Origin of the sequence: Helicobacter apodemus (assembly GCF_000765745.2) — a bacterium.
Classification (GTDB): domain Bacteria; phylum Campylobacterota; class Campylobacteria; order Campylobacterales; family Helicobacteraceae; genus Helicobacter_D; species Helicobacter_D apodemus.
This window is the reverse complement of record NZ_JRPC02000015.1, coordinates 39,880-59,076: the sequence shown is the minus strand read 5'-3', so window position 1 is coordinate 59,076 and position 19,197 is coordinate 39,880. Positions and strand designations below refer to the sequence as shown.

Genomic DNA, 19,197 nt, shown 5'->3' with positions numbered 1-19,197 from the left:
GAGTAAGTATTAAGTGGATTAAAGATTAAAGGGGATACAGAGATAGTTAGGTATTAAGTAGATGTTATTGGTTAATTAAGAGAATGGGGGGTTAATTTAAAAAACACATAAGAAAACCAAATAACAATTAGAGCTTTTTTCAATACTAGAGAATCTTATGCCTAATACTCTTATAAAAATATGAACCAATCCTAAAAACTTTATGGAATAAAAATGACATGGGGATTCTAAATTGGGGGTTAATTTCTATATTTACTGCTATAAATCTTCGAATTTTCTTTTAATTTTGTTAGAATCTTTTGCAAGATTATTTATACGCAGGAAATATAATGAAATTACAAAAGATTAATGAAAATACTTTTAACTTACGGGGTAAATTAAAAGATATGAGTGATTATAGTGAGCTAAAAAGTCTTTTAGAAAAAAAACGAAAAAGGGGCGAGTTAGAAGTAATTTTTAATATTCCTAATGCTAAAGAAATCAATTTGTATATTCTAGGATATTGGCTAAAACTTGCTAAAAAAAATAATTTTAATTTCATAATTTATATTGAAAACTCTTATTTGTATAATAACTTTTTAAAACTTGGCTTACATAAATTCCTTAAGGTTATTAATGGAAGTATGGAATAATATTTATAACGTTTTTGACCCCGTTGCCTTTAGTCTCTTCGGAATCTTTGTTCGCTGGTATGGGATTATGTATGTTGCCGCCCTACTCTTAGCATTATTTATCGCACAACTTTTTATTAAAAAAGACGCTTACCCCATTAAAGAAGAGCTATTAAATAGTTATTTTATATGGGTAGAAATTGGCGTAATTTTGGGTGCTAGAATAGGCTATATTGTATTTTATGATCCTTTTGCATTCTATTATTTAAGCCATCCTTGGGAGATATTTAACCCCTTTGATAGGAATGGAAATTTCATAGGTATTAGCGGAATGAGCTTTCATGGGGCTGTAATTGGATTTTTAATTGCTTCTTTTATCTTTACAAAAATAAAAAAAGTGAATTTCTGGCTTTTTGCTGATTTAGCAGGACTTAGTATCCCTCTAGCCTATGTCTTTGGTAGAATTGGAAACTTTTTAAATCAAGAATTAGTAGGACGAGAAACTACGAATCCTTTAGGAATCTATGTTGATGGTGTATTACGGCACCCAAGCCAGTTATATGAAGCATTTTTAGAGGGGATTATTGTTTTTGTTATTTTATTTTTATACCGCAAAAAAGCTCATTTTGTTGGGGAAATTGGACTTTTATATATTATTTTGTATTCTTTAGCCCGTTTTATTGCAGAATTTTTCAGAGAACCTGACTTACAACTTGGCTTTATAGCATTTAATTGGCTAACGCAAGGACAACTCTTATCTTTAATCATTGGTGCATTGGGTTTATATTTTTTAACACAAAAGGCAAAAAGTGGCTAATATCTCCTTACAAAACATCTCTAAAGCCTTTGATTATAAACCTATTTTAAAAGATATTTCCTTACATATTCACCAAGGGGAGAGAGTAGCTATCATTGGCAAAAATGGAGCGGGAAAAAGCACCCTTTTAAAAATCCTTAATGGGGAATTAGAAGCAGATTATGGAAAGAGAATCCTAGAAGGGGATTTAGAGATTCAAATGCTCGCCCAAAAACCAAATTTTCAAGAGGGATCGACAACTAAAGAGAGTGTTTTACAAGCTCTTACAACACTTAATCAAGCAAAGCAATCCTTAGAGCAAATAGCAAAATCTCTACAAAATGCTCCTTATGATAAAGAACTCTTAAAAAAACACTCAAAACTATCAAACTTCATTGAACACCATAATGCTTGGGACTTAGAAAACAAGATTCAACAAATCCTAGAAACCTTTGACCTAAAGGAGTTAGAGAACCAAAAGGTAGAATATTTAAGCGGAGGAGAGCAAAAACGCGTAGCCTTAGCCTGTTTGCTACTTATAAAACCCGATATTTTACTCCTAGATGAACCCACTAATCATTTAGATGTAGAAATGGTAGAATTTTTAGAAAATTTATTACTTAAAGAAAAATATACCCTTGTTTTTATTAGCCACGATAGGTATTTTATCGATAAAATCGCTACCCGGATTATTGAAGTAGAGGATTGTAAAATCCGTGAATTTAACGGAGGATATGGGGATTATCTAAAAGCCAAAGAAGCATTACTAAAAAGCTTATCAAAAAGCCATCAAACTTTATTAAAACACCTAAGAATGGAAGAAGAATGGTTAGCTAGAGGAGTAAAAGCTAGAGTAAAACGCAATGAGGGCAGAAAAGAAAGGATTTTAAAACTAAGGGAGGAAGCAAAGAAAAATCCCTCCCTTATCAAAAAAATGAGTTTAGAATTGGAGAGAGAGCATAAGCATTTTAACCAGCTTGAAGGAACAAACCACAAAAAAATGCTTTTTGAATTAGAAAATATTTCTATGCAAATGGGGAATAAAATCCTCTTTAAAAACTTTTCTACTCGGATTTTAAACACTGATAAAGTCGCTATTGTTGGTAAAAATGGGGTAGGCAAAAGCACATTTTTAAAACTCCTTTTAGGGAGAGCACAAAACTATTATGGAACACTCCAAAAGGGGGGATTTTAAAATAGGCTATTTTGACCAACATCGTGAAATGCTCAATGATTCTAAAGATTTATTAGAAACCTTTTGCCCTTTTGGGGGAGACCATATAGAAGTCAAAGGCAAAAGTTTGCATATTTTTGGCTACCTTAAAAACTTCCTTTTTCCTAAAGAATTTTTAGATAGAAAAATTGGTGCATTAAGTGGTGGAGAAAAAAGTCGTGTAGCTTTAGCATTACTTTTTAGCAAAGAATATGATTGTTTAATACTTGATGAACCCACTAATGATTTAGATATTCCCACTATCAATATTTTAGAAGAATACTTACAAAGCTTTCAAGGAGCCTTATTCTTTGTAAGCCACGACCGATATTTTGTGGATAAAATCGCTAAAAAACTTTTTATCCTAAAAGATCAAAAAATTGAAGAATCACATCATAGCTTTAGCGAATACTTAGAAATTCAAAATGAGCTTAAAGAATACACCAATATTGCTAAAGAACTTCAAAAAACAAAAGTGGAAAAACCAAAAAATAAAACTAAGCTAAGTTATAATGAAAAGAGACTTTTAGAGCTATTACCCAAAGAGATTGAATCTTTAGAGCAAGAATTAAAACTTTTAGAAAAAAAACTTTATACACCACAGAAAAATAGCGATTTAACAACCCTAGCTTTAGAATATGAAAACAAAAAAGCCCTATGTGAAGAGAAAATTACGCAATACTTAGAGCTAGAAGAAAAAATGGAAAATCTCTAATGCAGAGTTTTGGTGAATTTATGCAAAAATGGCTTTATGGAGAGAGTGGCTATTATAGAAATTTGCATATTGGCAAAGAAGGGGATTTTTACACTAGCGTAAGTGTAAGTGAATTTTTTGGCTATACCTTGGGCTATTATCTGCAAGAACAATTAAACTCTCTTCAAAACCAAAAGATTGCCATTGTAGAAATTGGTGCAGAAAGGGGCAATTTAATAAGTGATATTGCTTTTTTTTTAAAAGAAAATTTTTTAAACTTTCATAAAATTGATTTTCTGATTTTAGAACCACTTAAGTCCCTACACAACATACAAAATCAAACTTTTTTGCAAAAAATAGATTCTAAAAACCTCTTAATAGTAGAGGATTTTCAATCCATTAAATCCCTGCATTATGATTTCATTTTCTATTGCAGCAACGAACTTCTTGATGCTTTTCCTTGCGAACTTTATTATCAAGGACAAATAGCTTTTATAGAGGATAATATTTTAAGTTTCAAAAAAGCCCCAAAGCCCATAGAACAAATCGCACAAAAGTTTCATTTGCAGATTTCTGAAATTCCTTTATATATAGAAGAATTTATCAAAAACTGCAATGATTGTGCGAAACATTGGATGTTTTTAACCTTTGATTATGGAAGCTTAGAAACAAGAAATGAGTTTTCTTTACGACTTTTTGAAAAACACTCAACAAAAAATCTATTCATTTCTCCCAAAAGCACAGAATATGATAAAAGCTTTTTAGAATCTTTTAACAAATGTGATATAACCTATGATGTTAATTTTACAATCTGGAATAACTACTTTGAAACCATAGGTGCAAAAAAGCTTTTTTGCCATAGGCAAAATAGAGCCTTAGTAGATATGGGTTTAGATAAAGTTGGGGAATGGTATATTGCTAAATATGGATTGCAATCTTTTATGAAACACTCTGCTAAGATTCGGACACTTCTTGAGCCAGGTTTATTAGGTGAGAGATTTTTAGGTATGGCTTTTGTAAAATAACTTAAAAGGATAATTATGGATTTTAATACAAATCTCCTTGATGCTATTGAGAGGATAGAAAAAGCAAGAATCGCTGTAGATAGACATAGAATTGTTAGACTAATTGCAGTTAGCAAATATTCTACCACAGAGCAAATACAAGCCCTTTATCAATGCGGACAAAGAGCCTTTGGAGAAAATAAAGTGCAAGATTTAAACCAAAAATCCCAACTCTTAGAATCTCTCCCCTTAGAATGGCATTTCATTGGCACTTTACAAAGTAATAAAATCAATATGCTACTAAAAATCAAACCCTTTATGCTCCATAGCCTACACTCTCTAAGTCTCGCAGAAGAATTACAGAAGCGACTAAGTAAAGAAAACAAAACTTTACGGACACTTTTACAAATCAATAGTGCAAAAGAAAATAATAAAAGTGGCTTTATGCCTGAAGTTGCCATTGAAAAATACCACCAAATCTCTCAGAATTTCCCTAATATCAAGCTTTGCGGAATTATGAGTATTGGAGCACATACTCAAGATACAAAAATCATTCAAAAAAGTTTTGAAACAACCTATAAGATTTATGAAAAGCTACTCCCCATAGGTGCACAAACACTAAGTATGGGAATGAGCGGAGACTTTGAACTTGCAATTAAATGCGGAAGTAATTGTGTGCGATTAGGCACTATACTTTTTAGATAATTAAAAATTAAGCTTAATAAGTTTTTGTGGAATCTTCACAACAATTTTTTGCACAAGCTCACTCTGGCCAATAAAAATCCCACCAGCATGCACATCATTTGCTTCAAAAACTGCTAGATTACCCCTAAAAAGTAGCAAGGTTGAAGCATAGATATTTGGATAATATTCTATTAAATCTTTATCTCTATTATAAGGATTCTTTATTTCACAAAGGCTATGAGGAGCAACAAAGAATATCTCCCTGCCCTTTAGTAGCATTTGAAAATCTACCATTTCTTGATGGCTCTCATAAAATGCCTCTTTGGGAGACTTTGTGTAATAAGCTTGTTCAATAGATTTAATCCCCTCATCTACACACACTTCCAAACTCTCATTAGCCCCTAAATGTGTAATCCTATGATAAACTTCACTTTCCTCATCTAAAGCTTCATTGAGATAACTACATACCTTTAGCAAAGATTCACTTTTTTTAAATTTTCTTAAAATATCTGGAAAATAGCCTACAAACATATCAAGCCTTGAAATTCTTTAAACCCACTAATCGCCATTTATTAGCCTTATATTCTAATTCCACTACACAGCCTTTACTTATCTTCAAAGATACTTCCCCACAAAGGTGCCGCACAAATTCACCAATTAAAGGCTCGTGTCCCACTATAACCACTACCTCCCAATCTTGTTGTATCTCTTCTTTATGTTTAATATAACCCTCTATACCTATTTCTGGATTCAAAGAAGGACTTAAAAAGAAAGTGCTTTGTTTTTGATAAGCTGCAATATATTTAGCGGTATCAGAAGCCCTAATGGCTAAAGAAGAAATTATGGCATCAATAGAGTATTTTTTGAGATATTTTGCTATGTTTTTAGCCTGTTTAACACCTTTTTTTACCAAAGGTCGTCTTAAATCATCTTTTGCATTCCATTTCTCCCTATCTTCAGCTTTAGCGTGACGCACTAAAACCAAATACATTACAATCCCATTTTTTCTAGCATTTTAATAACAAGTCGTGTGCTTTTTCTTGCAGCTTCTTCTAAAAATTCTTCATAACTCACCAATGCCTCATCACTAGCATTATCAGAGATTGCACGCAAAATGCAAAAAGGGATTTGCAAATTATCACACACCACAGCTACACTAGCACCTTCCATTTCTATAGCATCGGCTTTAAAAGTATGCTTAATCCACTCTTTGCGTTCAGAATTATGAATAAATTGATCCCCTGTGGCAATAATTCCCTCATACATCCTAAAACCTTCATTTTTAGCGACTTCTTTAGCAATACTATTGAGTTTTTCATCGGTTTTTGTAAAAACTTTCCCTCCTGATAAGAATCCAAAAGGATGCCCAAAAGCGGTAATATCTACATCGTGTTGTGCTAACTCTACGCCTAAGACTAAATCACCAATTTTATACTTAGGATTAACACCTCCTGCAACACCAGTAAAAATAATACCCTCACAACCAAAATGCAAAATCATTATAGACGCACTAAGAGCAGAGAAAACCTTGCCTATACGACTACTTGCAATAATAATTCCATTTTGTTTAATTTTATAAAAAGTATTTCCACCAAAGCAAATACTCTCATAATCCTTATAATGCTCCAATAAAAGCATTATTTCTTCATCCATCGCACCTAAAATACCAACCTTCATTAAAAATCCTTATCTAAAAATTCTTGCACTTCTTGATAATTTTGCAAAGAAAGTGTCTCTTTTGAAGTAAGCCGCTTATTTAAGCCCTTTAATACATTCCCTCCACATTCTATAAATACCTCAACTTCCTTATCATTTTCACGAATAGATTGCTTATAAAGCACCGGGGAAATAAGCTGATTAGATAATAATCTCAAAGCCTCATCCTTTTTATTATAAGGCTTTGCACTAACATTAGAGATAATAGAAAACCCAAAAGAATCTTTTAAAGAACTTTCTAAAATAACCGCAAAATCCTCACGCATTCCCTCTAAAATAGGACAATGGCTAGCTACGGACATAGGAAGCATTAAGACTCTCTTAGCTCCTAGTCCTTTTATCTCAACTTCAAGACTTGATAAGTCCTCTCTACCCCCTGCTAATACCATTTGTGCATCAGCATTATAGTTGGCACACCATACTTTCAAACCAATATTACGTTTTTTATCACAAAATTCTTCTAAAATGGGGTCTTCTAAACCCAAAACAACCATCATTCCAGCGGTTTTATTTTTACAGCACTCCTCCATTAATCTCCCCCTTTGATTAACTAAGGCTAAAGCATTATCAAAATCAAGAACACCACTAGCACATAAAGCACTAAATTCTCCCAAAGAATGCCCTAAACCAAAACCTATTTTGCCTTTTATTTTAGGCAATATCAAAGAATAAATCGCATAGCTTACAAGCAAGATTGCAGGCTGTGTATATTGTGTTAGATTTAATTTATCATTTTCTTCAAAACAAAGCTTAGCCATATTTTCTTGCAAAATATCACTTGCTTGTTCAAAAAGCACTCTAACTTCTTGTGAATTTTGATAAAGATCTTTTCCCATTCCTATACTTTGACTACCTTGACCAGGAAAAATTACTGCAACATTCATTATTATCCTTTATTCTTATCTTTACATTTTTGTCTTTGCTTGCACACCCAAAAGTTCTAATCCTTGAAAAAGAGCTTGTGCTACAATCTTTAAAACGCTTAAAATTTGTTTTTCATTTTCTGTGTGTAAAATTTTTTCTTCATTATAAAAATGATGAAACTCTGAAGAGAGCATACGCAAGTATTCCACCATCTTTTGGGGAGCCCTTTGGCTAAAAGAATCTTCTAAAACCTTAGAAAAATTCAAAGCTAAAACTAATAAATCACGCAAAGATTCTGTAATGCCCTCTAAAGACTGCCCTTGAAAACTTTGAAAATCTTGATGAGATTTTTCAAAGAGTGTATGAATCCTAGCGTGTGCATAATTGATATAATAGATAGGATTAGAAGAATCTTGCTTTTTCAAATCCTCCACATCAAATTCTAAATGTGTATCGGCTTTTTTACTTAAAAAAGCTAAACGCAAGGCATCAGAACCAACCTCCTCTACCACATCTTTTAATAAAATAAAATTACCCGCTCGCTTACTCATCTTATAAGCTTCACCATTTTTTAGCAAAGCTACCATTTGTGAGAGCAATATTTCTAAATTTTTACTCTCATACCCTAAAAACTCTATAGCCGCTTTTATTCTAGCAATATAGCCATGATGATCAGCCCCCCAAATATTAATATATTTATCAAAAGAGCGTTTAAATTTATTCCTATGGTAGATAATATCTCCAGCAAGATAAGTAGGTTCCCCATTTTCTCGGACAATCACCCTATCTTTTTCATCCCCATATTCACTAGATTTTATCCATATTTTTTTCTCTAGCTCATAAACTCCATTACCTTTTTGTAATTGTGCTAATGTGTTATCCCATTCCTTAAAAAGTGTCTTTTCGCTTACAAAATTATCAAATACTATTCCAATCTGTGCTAAATTAGCCTGTATCTCCTCCAACATTTTATCTTTGCCAAAAACACTTAAATCCGCAATATTTTTCTCCGACTCAAAGCATTCTTCACCAAAATGCTCTTTTGCTTCTTTTGCTAACTCTAAAATATATTCACCTCTATAACAATCCTCTGGTAAGTTATAAGCTTCATTAAAAAATAAATGTCTTCCGGCAATATAAATAGAACGTCCTAAATTTTCTATTTGTGTGCCCGCATCATTAATATAATATTCCCTAACAACTTCAAATCCTAAATACTCACCAAAACGCGCTAAACAATCCCCAAAAATCGCTCCTCTTGCGTGTCCTATATGTAAAGGACCTGTCGGATTAGCACTCACATATTCAAGCAAAATTTTTTCTTTTGTATTTTTTAAAAATTTTGGAGTTAAAAAATTCTTTACACACTCTTGCAAAAAGCCATCACTTAAAGAAAAATTCACATATCCACCCACAACATTAATGTTTATTATCTCTGCTAAAGTTGCTAATTTTTTAGCAAAATCTTGTGCAATTTCTGGAGGATTCTTCTTCAAAGTTTTAGCAAGGCTAAAAGTTGGTAAAGCAAAATGCCCAAATTTCCTATCTTTTGGTTTTTCTAAAAAACATTCAATATCTAAAGTCTGGCTAATAAGAGCTTTAAGGCTTGGATACATTTTTAAACTTTAGTGTTCTCAGCATTAGTAGTAGTTGAAGCATTTTCTTGTTTTTTATCTTGCTCAATTTTAGTATTAGTGGCTACTTCTTCTTCCTCTTCTTTAACCGCCTTTTTGAAGTTTTTAATCCCCGAACCTAATCCTTTAGCTAAGTCTGGAATTTTCTTAGCCCCAAATAAAACAATAATAATTAATAAAACAATCAATAATTGTTGCACACTTGGCATCATTATTTTATCCTTAATGAGAAATTTTCCTGATTATAGCATACTTTAACTTGTAACCATCAAACCTAATCAAAAACCAAATGCTGAAAACTAGCTTGATAAAATTCATAAAAATAATTCTCTCCATCTCCTCTTTGTTCTCTTGAAATAGCCTTGTATGTCCCCTTTTCTTTATTGGTTCTAAAAACAATTTGTCCGTTTTTAAGGAGTAAAATATCCTCACAAAGCTGTAAAACAATGCGTAAGTCGTGAGAAATTACAATATAAGTCATTTGGAATTGCTTTTGCAAACTCTTAAGTTTTTCAATCATTCTCATTTGCAAATGCACATCTAAATTAGAAAGTGCCTCATCTAAAATTAATATTTTAGGTCGCAATGCTAAAACCCTTGCAAGGTTGATTCTTTGTTGTTCCCCACCACTAAATTCTGAACTTTTCTTATCTAAAGAATCTTTGCTTAACTCTATAATATCCGCTAACTCTTCACTCTGCTCTTTAGCATTTTTTAGCATTTTAAAGTTTGCTAACCCCTCTAATAAACATTCCCTAGCACTCCATCTAGGATTTAAAGAGCTTTGAGGATCTTGAAAAACCGCTTGAATAGATTTTTTTAACTCCCTATCCTCCCCTTTAAAATATTCTTTAGAAAGTATTGTTACTTGACCACTTTTTGGCTTTTCTAATCCTAATAAGATTCTTACGAGGCTAGATTTGCCTGCCCCATTCCTACCCAAAATTCCTAAGTTTCTATTTTCAAACAAAGAAAAACTAACTTTGTTTAAAGCCATATTCAGGGGGGCTCTAGAGAAAAAATTACCCTTTTTATAATATTGTGAGACTTCCTTAACATTAATTAACTCTTGCACTAAAATCTCCCCAAGGTGTTTGGAATAATTTTTGGTTTTCATCGAATAATTCTTTAGTTTTTCTAGCTTTTGGAACGTTTAAAATCTCTTGCACTTTTCCATATTCTACAATTTCCCCCTTATCTAAGACTATCATTGTCTCTGCAACTTTAGCGGCTAAAAATACATCGTGTGTTACAAATAAGATTCCAAAGTTTTTTTGTTTTTGCAAAGACAAAAATAAATCAATAATCTCATTAACACCGATACAATCTAAATCACTTGTCATTTCATCACTAAAGATAAAATTAGGATTAATACAAAGTGCTAAAGCAATCATAGCCCTTTGAAGCATACCACCACTTAACTCAAAAGGATAAGATTCTAGGACATCCCTTGCTAATCCTACCGATTCTAGCCCCCACTCTTGCTCTTTTAAATCTATACCGTGGGCTTTAAGTGTTTCTAGAAAATGCAGCCTTAGAGTATAAATACCATCAAAGCAACTCGCAGGATTTTGCAAAATAACGCCATTTTTTGCATTATTGCTAATTTGTCCTTCTAAAAAAATATTCTGGGGCAATATCCCTAAAATAGCCCTCAAAAGCAAACTTTTCCCGCTTCCACTCTCACCCAAAATAGCGATCCTCTCACCCTTTGACATTGTAAAAGAAATATTTTTTAAAATCTGCTTGTAGGGACTTTTTAAAGATAAGTTTTCTATTTTAATCATTATGCCACCTTTAAAGTATCTAAAGCATATTTATCCCGCAATGCTTCCCCTAAAGTATTAAAAATCGCAACACTTATAAAAATACATAACCCCGGATAAACCATCAAATGCGGGTATTCCATAACAAAAGGTGCAAAATCTTGTATCATAACTCCCCATTCTGCTAAGGGGGCTTGCACACCAAGTCCCAAAAAAGATAATCCCGCAACATGTAAGAGCATATGCCCAAAATCTAAGGTAATTAGAATAATCATCTGCACAAAAACCACCGGCAAGATATGTTGGCATAAAATCTTAAATTCACTGCCACCTAGCATTTTAGCAGCCATTATATGGTTTTGCGTCCGCACCTCTAACACAATACTCCTAACCATTCTTGCATACCAAGCCCAATGGGTAAGAGCAATGGCTAAAATCACATTCAACAAGCCAACACCTAAAATAGCGATAAAAAACAAAGCAAGAACAAAAGTTGGAAAAGTTAAAAATACATCACAAACACGCATTAAAACATTATCCACCACTCCCCCCTTGTATCCGGCAATCATCCCCACACTAAAAGAGCTTATAACAATCAAAAAACTAATACATAATACACTAAAAAAGGAAATTCTTGCTCCATAGCCCAAACGACTTAAAATGTCCCTCCCTAAATGGTCAGTCCCAAGCCAATATTCACTACTAGGGGGAGAAAATTGCATTTGTAAATCCCCCATATTAGGATTATGAGGGAATATTAAAGGTGCAAAAATAGCAATAAAAATTAAAGCAACACTCAAAAACAAAGCAATTTTTAAACGCATTTAAAGTTCCTTATAACGTATCTTTGGATTAAGATACGCTAAAGCAATATCTACCAATAAATTTAGCACTATAAAAACCACTACCATCAAAAGCATAAAAGCTTGAATAACCGGATAATCGTGGCTATAAATTGCTCCTACAGCATATCTCCCAAAACCGGGCATTCCAAAGAGAATCTCCACAATCACAGCCCCGCCTAAAAGCTCACCAAAATGCATTCCCAAAGAAGTAACAATAGGTAAAATAGAGTTTTTAAGGATATGTTTATGAATTGTATATTGAGACAATCCCCTAGCATAAGCGTATAAAACGCTTCTTTGACTTTGGTGTTCTAAAAAGCTTACTCGCATCAAACGCATATTAATCGCTATAGACATTAAACTTAAAGTAATAACTGGTAAAATATAACTTGTTGGTGAGAAATCCTTATAAGGGGATAAAATACCAAGCTTCAAAGTAAAACCATAAATCAATAAAAACCCTAACCAAAAACTTGGCGTTGAAACAGCAATAAAGGCAAAAACCCCAAGCCCCCTATCGATAATGGTATCTTTTTTTATAGCTCCTAATACACCTAATACAATCCCAAATATCACTACAACAATCATTGACAAAAAAGCAAGATTTAAGGTTGTAGGTAAATAATACAAAATATCCTCTAAAACAGGACGTTTTGTTACATAAGAGATTCCAAAATCTAAGTGCAAAATATTTTTTAACCATATCCCATATTGTTGCCAAAAGGGCAAATTCAAACCTAATTCCTCCCTAGCAAGTTCTAGTGCCTCTTGTGTTGGAGGAATTTGGGATTGGGTAAGGTAAGCAAAAGCAGGATCAATAGGGCTTAAATGCAAAATCGCAAAGACAATAAAAGAAACTACTAGTAAAATAGGGATTAAAAACAAAATCCTCTGCCCTATAAATTTAAACATTATTCTCTCTTTTTCCGCATCTCTAGCTCTTCAAACAAAAACTCACTCTCCATATTTCCAAAATGATAAGATTGTATTTTGTCTTTACGATATACTCCTAAAACAAGAGTATAAGCTAGAGGCAAATAAATATCACTTTGGTGCAAAGCAGTAAGTAGATTGGTATATTCTTGTTGCAATTCCTTGTCTCCATAGGCGTTTAAGATTCTATAAATATTTGCATCAATATCTTTTTTGTTGGTTAAATCTTTTTGAATCGTAAAATCTGCGTGTGATGGAACCAACATAGAAGCAATAAAAGAATGAGGATCATAAGGATTGCCCCAAGTATCATTAAAGATTAAATCAAAGTTTCCATTTTTTTGACTTTGATAAAAACCAATACTCTCACTTGCAACTAGCCTAATCTCTAAGCCAATCTTACTCAAATCTAAAGCAATAGCTTCAGCAATAGCTTTTTGTATGGGATTGTTAGCTATATAAACAAATTCTAAGGGTTTAAACTTTTTATCCTTTAAAAGTCTCTTAGCCTCTGCTACATTAAAGGGAATCTTATCTAGTCCCACATCAGCAAAGGGTAATGAAGGATTAAATAAAAAATCGGCTTTAGGGTCAATTTGTAAGAGTATTTTCTCCCAAATAAGATTCTTATTCACAGCCATAATAATAGCCTTTCTTAAATCCTTATTAGAAGTTGGTCTATCCTTTGAAGCATTAAGAACTATCTGAAAAGTGCCCTGTGGTTTAGAGGTAATGGTTTGATATTTTGTGTTTTGGCTAAGTCGCTTAAAATTCTCTCTTGAAATAGAATCTCTACCCACTAAAATATCCAAAGCACCGCTTTCAAACGCTAATATCCTAGCGTGGGCATCGGGAAGAATTTTCATCACAAGGCGAGAAATTTGTGGCTTTTTGCCTGAAAAATAAGGATTAGGAACAAACACATCACGCACACCAAGCACACTTTCTTCTAGCATAAAAGCACCGCTACCAATGGGAGCCCTTATGCCATCTTTAGTGCTTTTATTAATCATAGCATTTGGTGCAATAATCCTAAAAGGACGCGGCAGACTAAGCTCATTTAAAACTGCAACATAAGGACTATTAAGCTCTAACTCAAAAACAAGAGGATTAAGGGCTTTATAACTTTTAATTTTATTAGTTATACCAAGCCAAGAATGCCTAGATTTATTTTCTAAAATTGCATCGAAGTTTGATTGAATAGCATAAGCATCTAAAGGACTTCCATCAGAAAATTTCAAATCTCTTTTGATATGAAAAGTATAAGTTTTACCCTCATTAGAGATTTCCCAAGACTCTGCTATCTCTGGTCGTATTCCTTCTTCTGTATAACGAACAAGTCCTTGATAAATCATCACTTGTGCATACATTTGGTTAGGAGAATAAAGATGAGGATTAATCTTACCTGCATTTACATTCCACGCACTGATAATTTCTGTGGAAAAAACATAAGAAAATAGAAAAATTAAAGAAAGAATAATTTTCACAACTACCCCTTAAATCTTAAATATAAAGCTATGATTTTATATTTTGAAAACTAAATAAATACTTAAAACTACCAAAATAAGGGGGGTGGGGGGATATTAGTGAGAAACTGCCTCACTAATACCTATACCTGTTTGAGCTCTAAAATCCTGTGCATTAAATCCGCTTTTATCAATTTCAGCCCGTTTAGAAGTATCAAGTTTAGAGACAATATAAATAAGGATAAAGGTCAAAGGAATAGAGAAAATAGCTGGATGATCATAAGGGAAAATTGCTTCACTAAAACCAAAACTTTTTACCCAAATACTAGGGCTTAAAATCACAAGTATTAAAACAACAATTAAACCAATCAACCCTCCATAAAAGGCACCTTTTGTTGTAAGATTTTTCCAATAAATGCTTAATAAGAGAATTGGGAAATTAACACTAGCTGCAATTCCAAAGGCTAAACCAACCATAAAAGCTACATTTTGCTTTTCAAAAATCATTCCTAAAATAATAGCAACAATTCCAATACCAATAGTAGCAATTTTCGTTACCTTTCTCTCTAATTGTTGATCACATACACCATTTTTACAAACATTCACAAATAAATCGTGGCTTATAGCTCCAGCTCCGGAGATAGCAAGTCCAGAGACAACAGCTAAAATAGTTGCAAAAGCAACGGCTGAGATAAATCCTAAGAAAATATCTCCACCTATAACTTCTGCTAAAGTAATAGCAACCATATTAGCAACACCATTAAAAGTTCCATCTGCATTGGTATAATCCGGATTCCCAAGCAATAATACAATTGCACCAAATCCGATGATAAAAGTTAAAATATAAAAATACCCAATAAACACAGTGGCATAAAAAACAGATTTTCTAGCTTCTTTAGCATCCTTAACTGTGAAAAATCTCATTAAAATATGGGGTAATCCAGCAGTTCCAAACATTAAAGCAAGCCCTAATGAAATAGCTGAAATTGGGTCTTTTATAAAAGTTCCCGGACTCATAATACCCTCACTTTGAGGATGGTTTTTAATCGCTTCAGAAAAATAATAAGTCAAATCAAATTTTGTGAGATATAAAATCATAAAGGACATAAAAGTTGCCCCACTTAAGAGTAAAATGGCTTTGATAATTTGCACCCAAGTTGTAGCGTGCATTCCCCCAAAGGTAACATAACAAATCATCAAAACCCCTACTAAAACAACTGCCACAGCATAAGGAAGTCCAAAAAGCACTTGAATAAGCTGTCCAGCACCCACCATTTGAGCAATCAAATAAAAACTAACAACGCTTAAAGCCGATATTGCTGATAAGATTCTAATAGGTTTTGAATCTAATCGATAAGCCGCAATATCAGTAAAGGTAAATTTTCCAAGATTCCTAAACTTCTCTGCAATTAAAAATAAAATAATAGGCCAACCAACTAAAAACCCAATGGAATATATTAATCCATCAAAACCATTAGTAAAAACAAGTGCTGTGATACCTAAAAATGAAGCTGCACTCATATAATCTCCGGCTATAGCTGTCCCATTTTGAAGACCTGTGATATTCCCTCCAGCAGTATAGAAACTACTTGCAGACTGACTTTTTTTACTTGAATAATAGGTAATTCCTAGAGTTACTAAAACAAATACTAAAAACATAATAACAGCAGTTGGATTAAACTGCACCTTCACAATCTCGCCAACATCGACCTCTGCACCAAAACACAAACTGCCAAAAATACTTAAAGCTATGATTAGTCTCTTCATCTACTCTCCTTTATGATAAGTAATCTTACCCTCTTTAAAATCCTCCAATAAGCCACTATTTTCTAATTCCCTTAACGCTTCTTGTTGGGCTTTATCAAAATACACATTAGCAAAGAAAGTATAGATTCCTGTTGCAATAACACTAATAATGATTATAAGCACACCAACAATAATTCCAAGCGTAATTGCACTAGGACCTAAACGATATCCAAGAATCTCTGGAAATGATCCAACACCTACTATGAAAGCATAATACAATGCCAAAATGATAATTGATAGCGTTAAAGAAATTTTATTCCTTAAAGAAATAAAATCTCGTAACTTCTTAATGACCTCATCATTTTTCATAATTCCATCCTTTAAAGATTTAAAATTTATTTTAATATGCTACTTAAAAACGCATAAATTTTACAAATAATTTTTAGACTATGGCGACAAATAAAAAAATTTGTTTATTATAGTAACCACGTAGCATAGATAATTTTGTTTTGAGTATAATAGAAACATTAAAACAAATCTTAACATTATACCCTCTATTTAAATTCAAATAAACATTGAAAATCTTTAAAGGAAATATTTCTTAGACATTCCTTATATTTCAATGATAAACGAGATATTTATGTTTTCAAACTTTTGTTATAATGCAAAATCAAATTATAGATTTCTTAAGGACAAGTATGCAGTATATTAATGACACTTTAGAGGGAAAGCATATTTTAATCACCGGTGGGGCAGGATTTATCGGCTCTAATCTAGCAATGTATTTTCAAGAATACCACCCTAAGGCTAAAGTAGTCGTCTTTGATTGCTTTAGAAATGAAGAAACTTTTAGTAATGGTAATCTTAAATCTCTAGGGCATTTTAAGAATCTCTTAGGTTTTAATGGTGAAGTAATTGTTGGCGATATTAACAATAAACAAGATTTAGAACGATTAGAAGAAAATAGGTTTGATTATATCTTTCACCAAGCAGCTATTTCTGATACTACTATTAGCAATCAAGAGATTGTTTTAAGAAGCAATGTCAATGCCTTTAAAGATTTATTGCAATTATGCTTAAAAACACATTCTAAGATGATTTATGCCTCAAGTGCTGGTGTATATGGCAATACCCCAGCTCCCAATAATATAGGAAGCGGTGAGATTCCCCAAAACATTTATGGATTTTCTAAACTTATGATGGATAATTTAGCGAGTAAATACGCACAAAGCTTTCCTTTCTTGCATATCGTAGGATTACGGTATTTTAATGTCTATGGCAAAAATGAATTTTACAAAGGCAAAACCGCTTCTATGATTTTACAATTAGGCTTACAAGCCTTAAAAAGTAAAAAAGTTCGCCTCTTTAAAATGGGGGAGCAAAAACGCGACTTTGTCTATATTAAAGATGTTATTCAAGCTAATATTAAAGCAATGAGGGCTAAAAAAAGCGGGGTTTATAATGTAGGAAGTGGAGAGGCTAGGAGTTATAATGATATAGTAGCCTCTCTTAGAGAGCATTTAGGGGATTTTGAAGTGGAATATTTTGATAATCCCTATAATTTTTTTCAAACCCATACACAAGCTAATATTGCACTCACTAAAGAATTTCTAGGCTATGAGCCTAAATTCTCCTTAGAGGATGGCATTAAAGACTATGTAGGGCAAATCCAAGATATTCATCTAAAGGGCTGGTAATTGAAGCCAAAGATTCTAGTTATTGGGGATTTAATCTTAGATCATTATGTTTGGGGAAATTGTGAGCGAATCTCACCTGAAGCCCCCGTGCAAGTGATTGAGGTAACCAAAGAAACCTTAAGTTTAGGGGGTGCTTGTAATGTCGCTAATAATTTAGTGGCTTTAGAAGCAGAGGTTTTTATCTGCGGAATGATAGGGGCTGATGAAGCAGGAGAGAAACTAAAATATCAATTACAAGCCCTCCATATCCACACACAAGGCATTTATATTCATAAAAATCGCCCCACAACCAAAAAATCAAGAATTATCGCCGCACACCAACAAGTTTTACGCGTCGATAAAGAGGATAAAGAAAGCATTGACCAAAAAGGAGAATCTTTTATCTTAGACTTTAGTGCACAACTTATCAAAAATCACAAAATTGACTGCATTGTGCTTTCAGATTATCAAAAAGGCGTTTTAAGCCCTAAGCTTACACAAGAGCTTATCACTCTTGCGAAAAAATCTAAAATTAAAATTTTAATTGACCCAAAAGGTAAAGATTATCAAAAATACCGCGGGGCTACACTCCTAACCCCTAATAAAAAAGAGGCTAAAGAAGCCACAAATATCTCCATTTGCGATCAAGAAAGCCTACTTTTAACCGCCAAAAAATTAAAACAAATATGTGATTTAGAATTTTCTTTAATTACCTTAAGTGAGGATGGCATAGCCATCTTAGATAAAACCCTACAAACAATCCCAACAGTGGCTAAAGAAGTCTTTGATGTAACCGGTGCTGGAGATACGGTTATTGCTGCCCTAGCCTATATGCTCTCCCTGCAAAAAAATATTCTCCAAAGTGTGTATTTTGCTAATGCAGCAGCAGCGGTTGTTGTGAATAAAATCGGCTCCGCCACAGCTTCCAAAGAGGAGATTGTCACTTATTTAAGAAAAAATAATCTCCTTAACTCCCAATTTATTGATAGCCATTTCTTATCAACCCTCCAAGAGAATAAACACAAAGAATCTCCTCTTTGCTTGCAACTCCAAAACACACCACAGAGGATAAGAAATTATAAGGATAAATACATTAGCCCTACCCACTTAGAGGATTTCATTAAAGCCCTAGAAAACTTAGAATCTAAAATTATTTTTACCAATGGGTGTTTTGATGTTTTGCATTTAGGGCATATTGATTACTTAAATAAGGCGAAAAATTTAGGGGATTTACTCATTATTGGCTTAAATAGTGATAATTCTATTAAAACCCTTAAAGGTAAGAATCGCCCCATTAACTCGCAATATGATAGAATAGCTATGCTATGTGCCTTAGAATGTGTAGATTTTGTGATTATTTTTGAGGAAGAAACCCCTTTAGAGCTTATTAAAAAAATCAAACCCGATATTTTAGTTAAGGGCAAAGACTATCTAAATCAAGAAATAATAGGCAGTAATATCGCTAAAGAAGTCGTCTTAATAGACTATATAGAGGGCAAAAGTAGCACCGCTATTATTGAAAAAATCAAAACCTTAAAGTAGTAGGAGC

The 19,197-nt window shown here is 32.9% G+C and carries 19 protein-coding genes and 1 pseudogene; 7 read left to right on the top strand and 13 right to left on the bottom strand.

Annotated features, from left to right (window positions below; all coding sequences use genetic code 11):
• Positions 1 to 329: 329 nt before the first annotated feature.
• From LS72_RS06725 to LS72_RS06705, 5 genes and pseudogenes are all read left to right on the top strand, one after another.
• Positions 330 to 632, top strand: coding sequence for a hypothetical protein (locus LS72_RS06725; RefSeq protein WP_034554975.1), 303 nt, complete (start codon positions 330 to 332; stop codon positions 630 to 632).
• Positions 616 to 1,428 (top strand): prolipoprotein diacylglyceryl transferase, encoded by an 813-nt coding sequence (lgt, locus tag LS72_RS06720; RefSeq protein ID WP_034554977.1) that lies wholly within the window; start codon positions 616 to 618, stop codon positions 1,426 to 1,428. Before LS72_RS06725 ends, lgt begins: the two co-directional genes overlap by 17 nt.
• A pseudogene (abc-f, locus tag LS72_RS06715) lies at positions 1,421 to 3,335 on the top strand (ribosomal protection-like ABC-F family protein). The gene lgt and the pseudogene abc-f overlap by 8 nt, the downstream one beginning before the upstream one ends.
• Positions 3,335 to 4,339: an SAM-dependent methyltransferase gene (locus LS72_RS06710; RefSeq protein ID WP_138155208.1), complete on the top strand. Its 1,005-nt coding sequence runs from the start codon at positions 3,335 to 3,337 to the stop codon at positions 4,337 to 4,339. The pseudogene abc-f and the gene LS72_RS06710 overlap by 1 nt, the downstream one beginning before the upstream one ends.
• Before the next feature lie 15 nt (positions 4,340 to 4,354).
• Positions 4,355 to 5,023: a YggS family pyridoxal phosphate-dependent enzyme gene (locus tag LS72_RS06705; protein ID WP_194145570.1), complete on the top strand. Its 669-nt coding sequence runs from the start codon at positions 4,355 to 4,357 to the stop codon at positions 5,021 to 5,023.
• On the opposite strand, the gene LS72_RS06700 is transcribed toward LS72_RS06705, so the two are convergent.
• The 13 genes from LS72_RS06700 to LS72_RS06640 all read right to left on the bottom strand — a co-directional run bounded on the left by LS72_RS06700 (position 5,024) and on the right by LS72_RS06640 (position 16,341).
• Positions 5,024 to 5,533 (bottom strand): NanQ anomerase/TabA/YiaL family protein, encoded by a 510-nt coding sequence (locus LS72_RS06700; RefSeq protein WP_034555011.1) that lies wholly within the window; start codon positions 5,531 to 5,533, stop codon positions 5,024 to 5,026.
• A 1-nt stretch (position 5,534) separates the two neighbouring features.
• Positions 5,535 to 5,993, bottom strand: a complete 459-nt coding sequence (locus tag LS72_RS06695; protein WP_034555012.1) for a SixA phosphatase family protein — start codon at positions 5,991 to 5,993, stop codon at positions 5,535 to 5,537.
• The gene (locus LS72_RS06690; protein WP_034555013.1) at positions 5,993 to 6,679 is read right to left on the bottom strand and encodes a 5'-methylthioadenosine/adenosylhomocysteine nucleosidase; all 687 of its coding nucleotides are present in this window, start codon (positions 6,677 to 6,679) and stop codon (positions 5,993 to 5,995) included. Before LS72_RS06690 ends, LS72_RS06695 begins: the two co-directional genes overlap by 1 nt.
• The gene (gene fabD / locus LS72_RS06685; RefSeq protein ID WP_034555014.1) at positions 6,679 to 7,602 is read right to left on the bottom strand and encodes an ACP S-malonyltransferase; all 924 of its coding nucleotides are present in this window, start codon (positions 7,600 to 7,602) and stop codon (positions 6,679 to 6,681) included. Before fabD ends, LS72_RS06690 begins: the two co-directional genes overlap by 1 nt.
• Before the next feature lie 21 nt (positions 7,603 to 7,623).
• Positions 7,624 to 9,198 carry an arginine--tRNA ligase gene (gene argS / locus LS72_RS06680; RefSeq protein ID WP_138155206.1) on the bottom strand — a complete coding sequence of 525 codons (1,575 nt, stop codon included), beginning with the start codon at positions 9,196 to 9,198 and terminating at the stop codon, positions 7,624 to 7,626.
• A gap of 2 nt (positions 9,199 to 9,200) precedes the next feature.
• A complete protein-coding gene (tatA, locus tag LS72_RS06675; RefSeq protein ID WP_034555244.1) occupies positions 9,201 to 9,428 on the bottom strand; it encodes a twin-arginine translocase TatA/TatE family subunit in 228 nt (75 codons plus the stop codon).
• A 62-nt stretch (positions 9,429 to 9,490) separates the two neighbouring features.
• Positions 9,491 to 10,291, bottom strand: coding sequence for an ATP-binding cassette domain-containing protein (locus LS72_RS06670; RefSeq protein ID WP_034555248.1), 801 nt, complete (start codon positions 10,289 to 10,291; stop codon positions 9,491 to 9,493).
• Complete coding sequence (locus LS72_RS06665) at positions 10,275 to 11,003, bottom strand: ABC transporter ATP-binding protein (protein ID WP_034555242.1); 729 nt, start codon at positions 11,001 to 11,003, stop codon at positions 10,275 to 10,277. Before LS72_RS06665 ends, LS72_RS06670 begins: the two co-directional genes overlap by 17 nt.
• A complete protein-coding gene (gene nikC / locus LS72_RS06660; RefSeq protein ID WP_138155204.1) occupies positions 11,003 to 11,806 on the bottom strand; it encodes a nickel ABC transporter permease subunit NikC in 804 nt (267 codons plus the stop codon). Before nikC ends, LS72_RS06665 begins: the two co-directional genes overlap by 1 nt.
• Positions 11,807 to 12,739, bottom strand: a complete 933-nt coding sequence (locus tag LS72_RS06655) for an ABC transporter permease subunit (RefSeq protein ID WP_034555357.1) — start codon at positions 12,737 to 12,739, stop codon at positions 11,807 to 11,809.
• Positions 12,739 to 14,247 carry a nickel ABC transporter substrate-binding protein gene (gene nikA / locus LS72_RS06650; protein WP_138155202.1) on the bottom strand — a complete coding sequence of 503 codons (1,509 nt, stop codon included), beginning with the start codon at positions 14,245 to 14,247 and terminating at the stop codon, positions 12,739 to 12,741. Before nikA ends, LS72_RS06655 begins: the two co-directional genes overlap by 1 nt.
• Positions 14,248 to 14,343: 96 nt before the next feature.
• Positions 14,344 to 15,993, bottom strand: a complete 1,650-nt coding sequence (locus tag LS72_RS06645; RefSeq protein ID WP_034554757.1) for a cation acetate symporter — start codon at positions 15,991 to 15,993, stop codon at positions 14,344 to 14,346.
• Positions 15,994 to 16,341 (bottom strand): DUF485 domain-containing protein, encoded by a 348-nt coding sequence (locus tag LS72_RS06640; protein ID WP_034554756.1) that lies wholly within the window; start codon positions 16,339 to 16,341, stop codon positions 15,994 to 15,996.
• A gap of 329 nt (positions 16,342 to 16,670) precedes the next feature.
• Here LS72_RS06640 and rfaD point away from each other — a divergent pair, with 329 nt between their 5' ends.
• Positions 16,671 to 17,669, top strand: coding sequence for an ADP-glyceromanno-heptose 6-epimerase (rfaD, locus tag LS72_RS06635; RefSeq protein WP_034554755.1), 999 nt, complete (start codon positions 16,671 to 16,673; stop codon positions 17,667 to 17,669).
• Complete coding sequence (gene rfaE1 / locus LS72_RS06630; RefSeq protein ID WP_034554754.1) at positions 17,670 to 19,190, top strand: D-glycero-beta-D-manno-heptose-7-phosphate kinase; 1,521 nt, start codon at positions 17,670 to 17,672, stop codon at positions 19,188 to 19,190.
• Positions 19,191 to 19,197 lie beyond the last annotated feature (7 nt).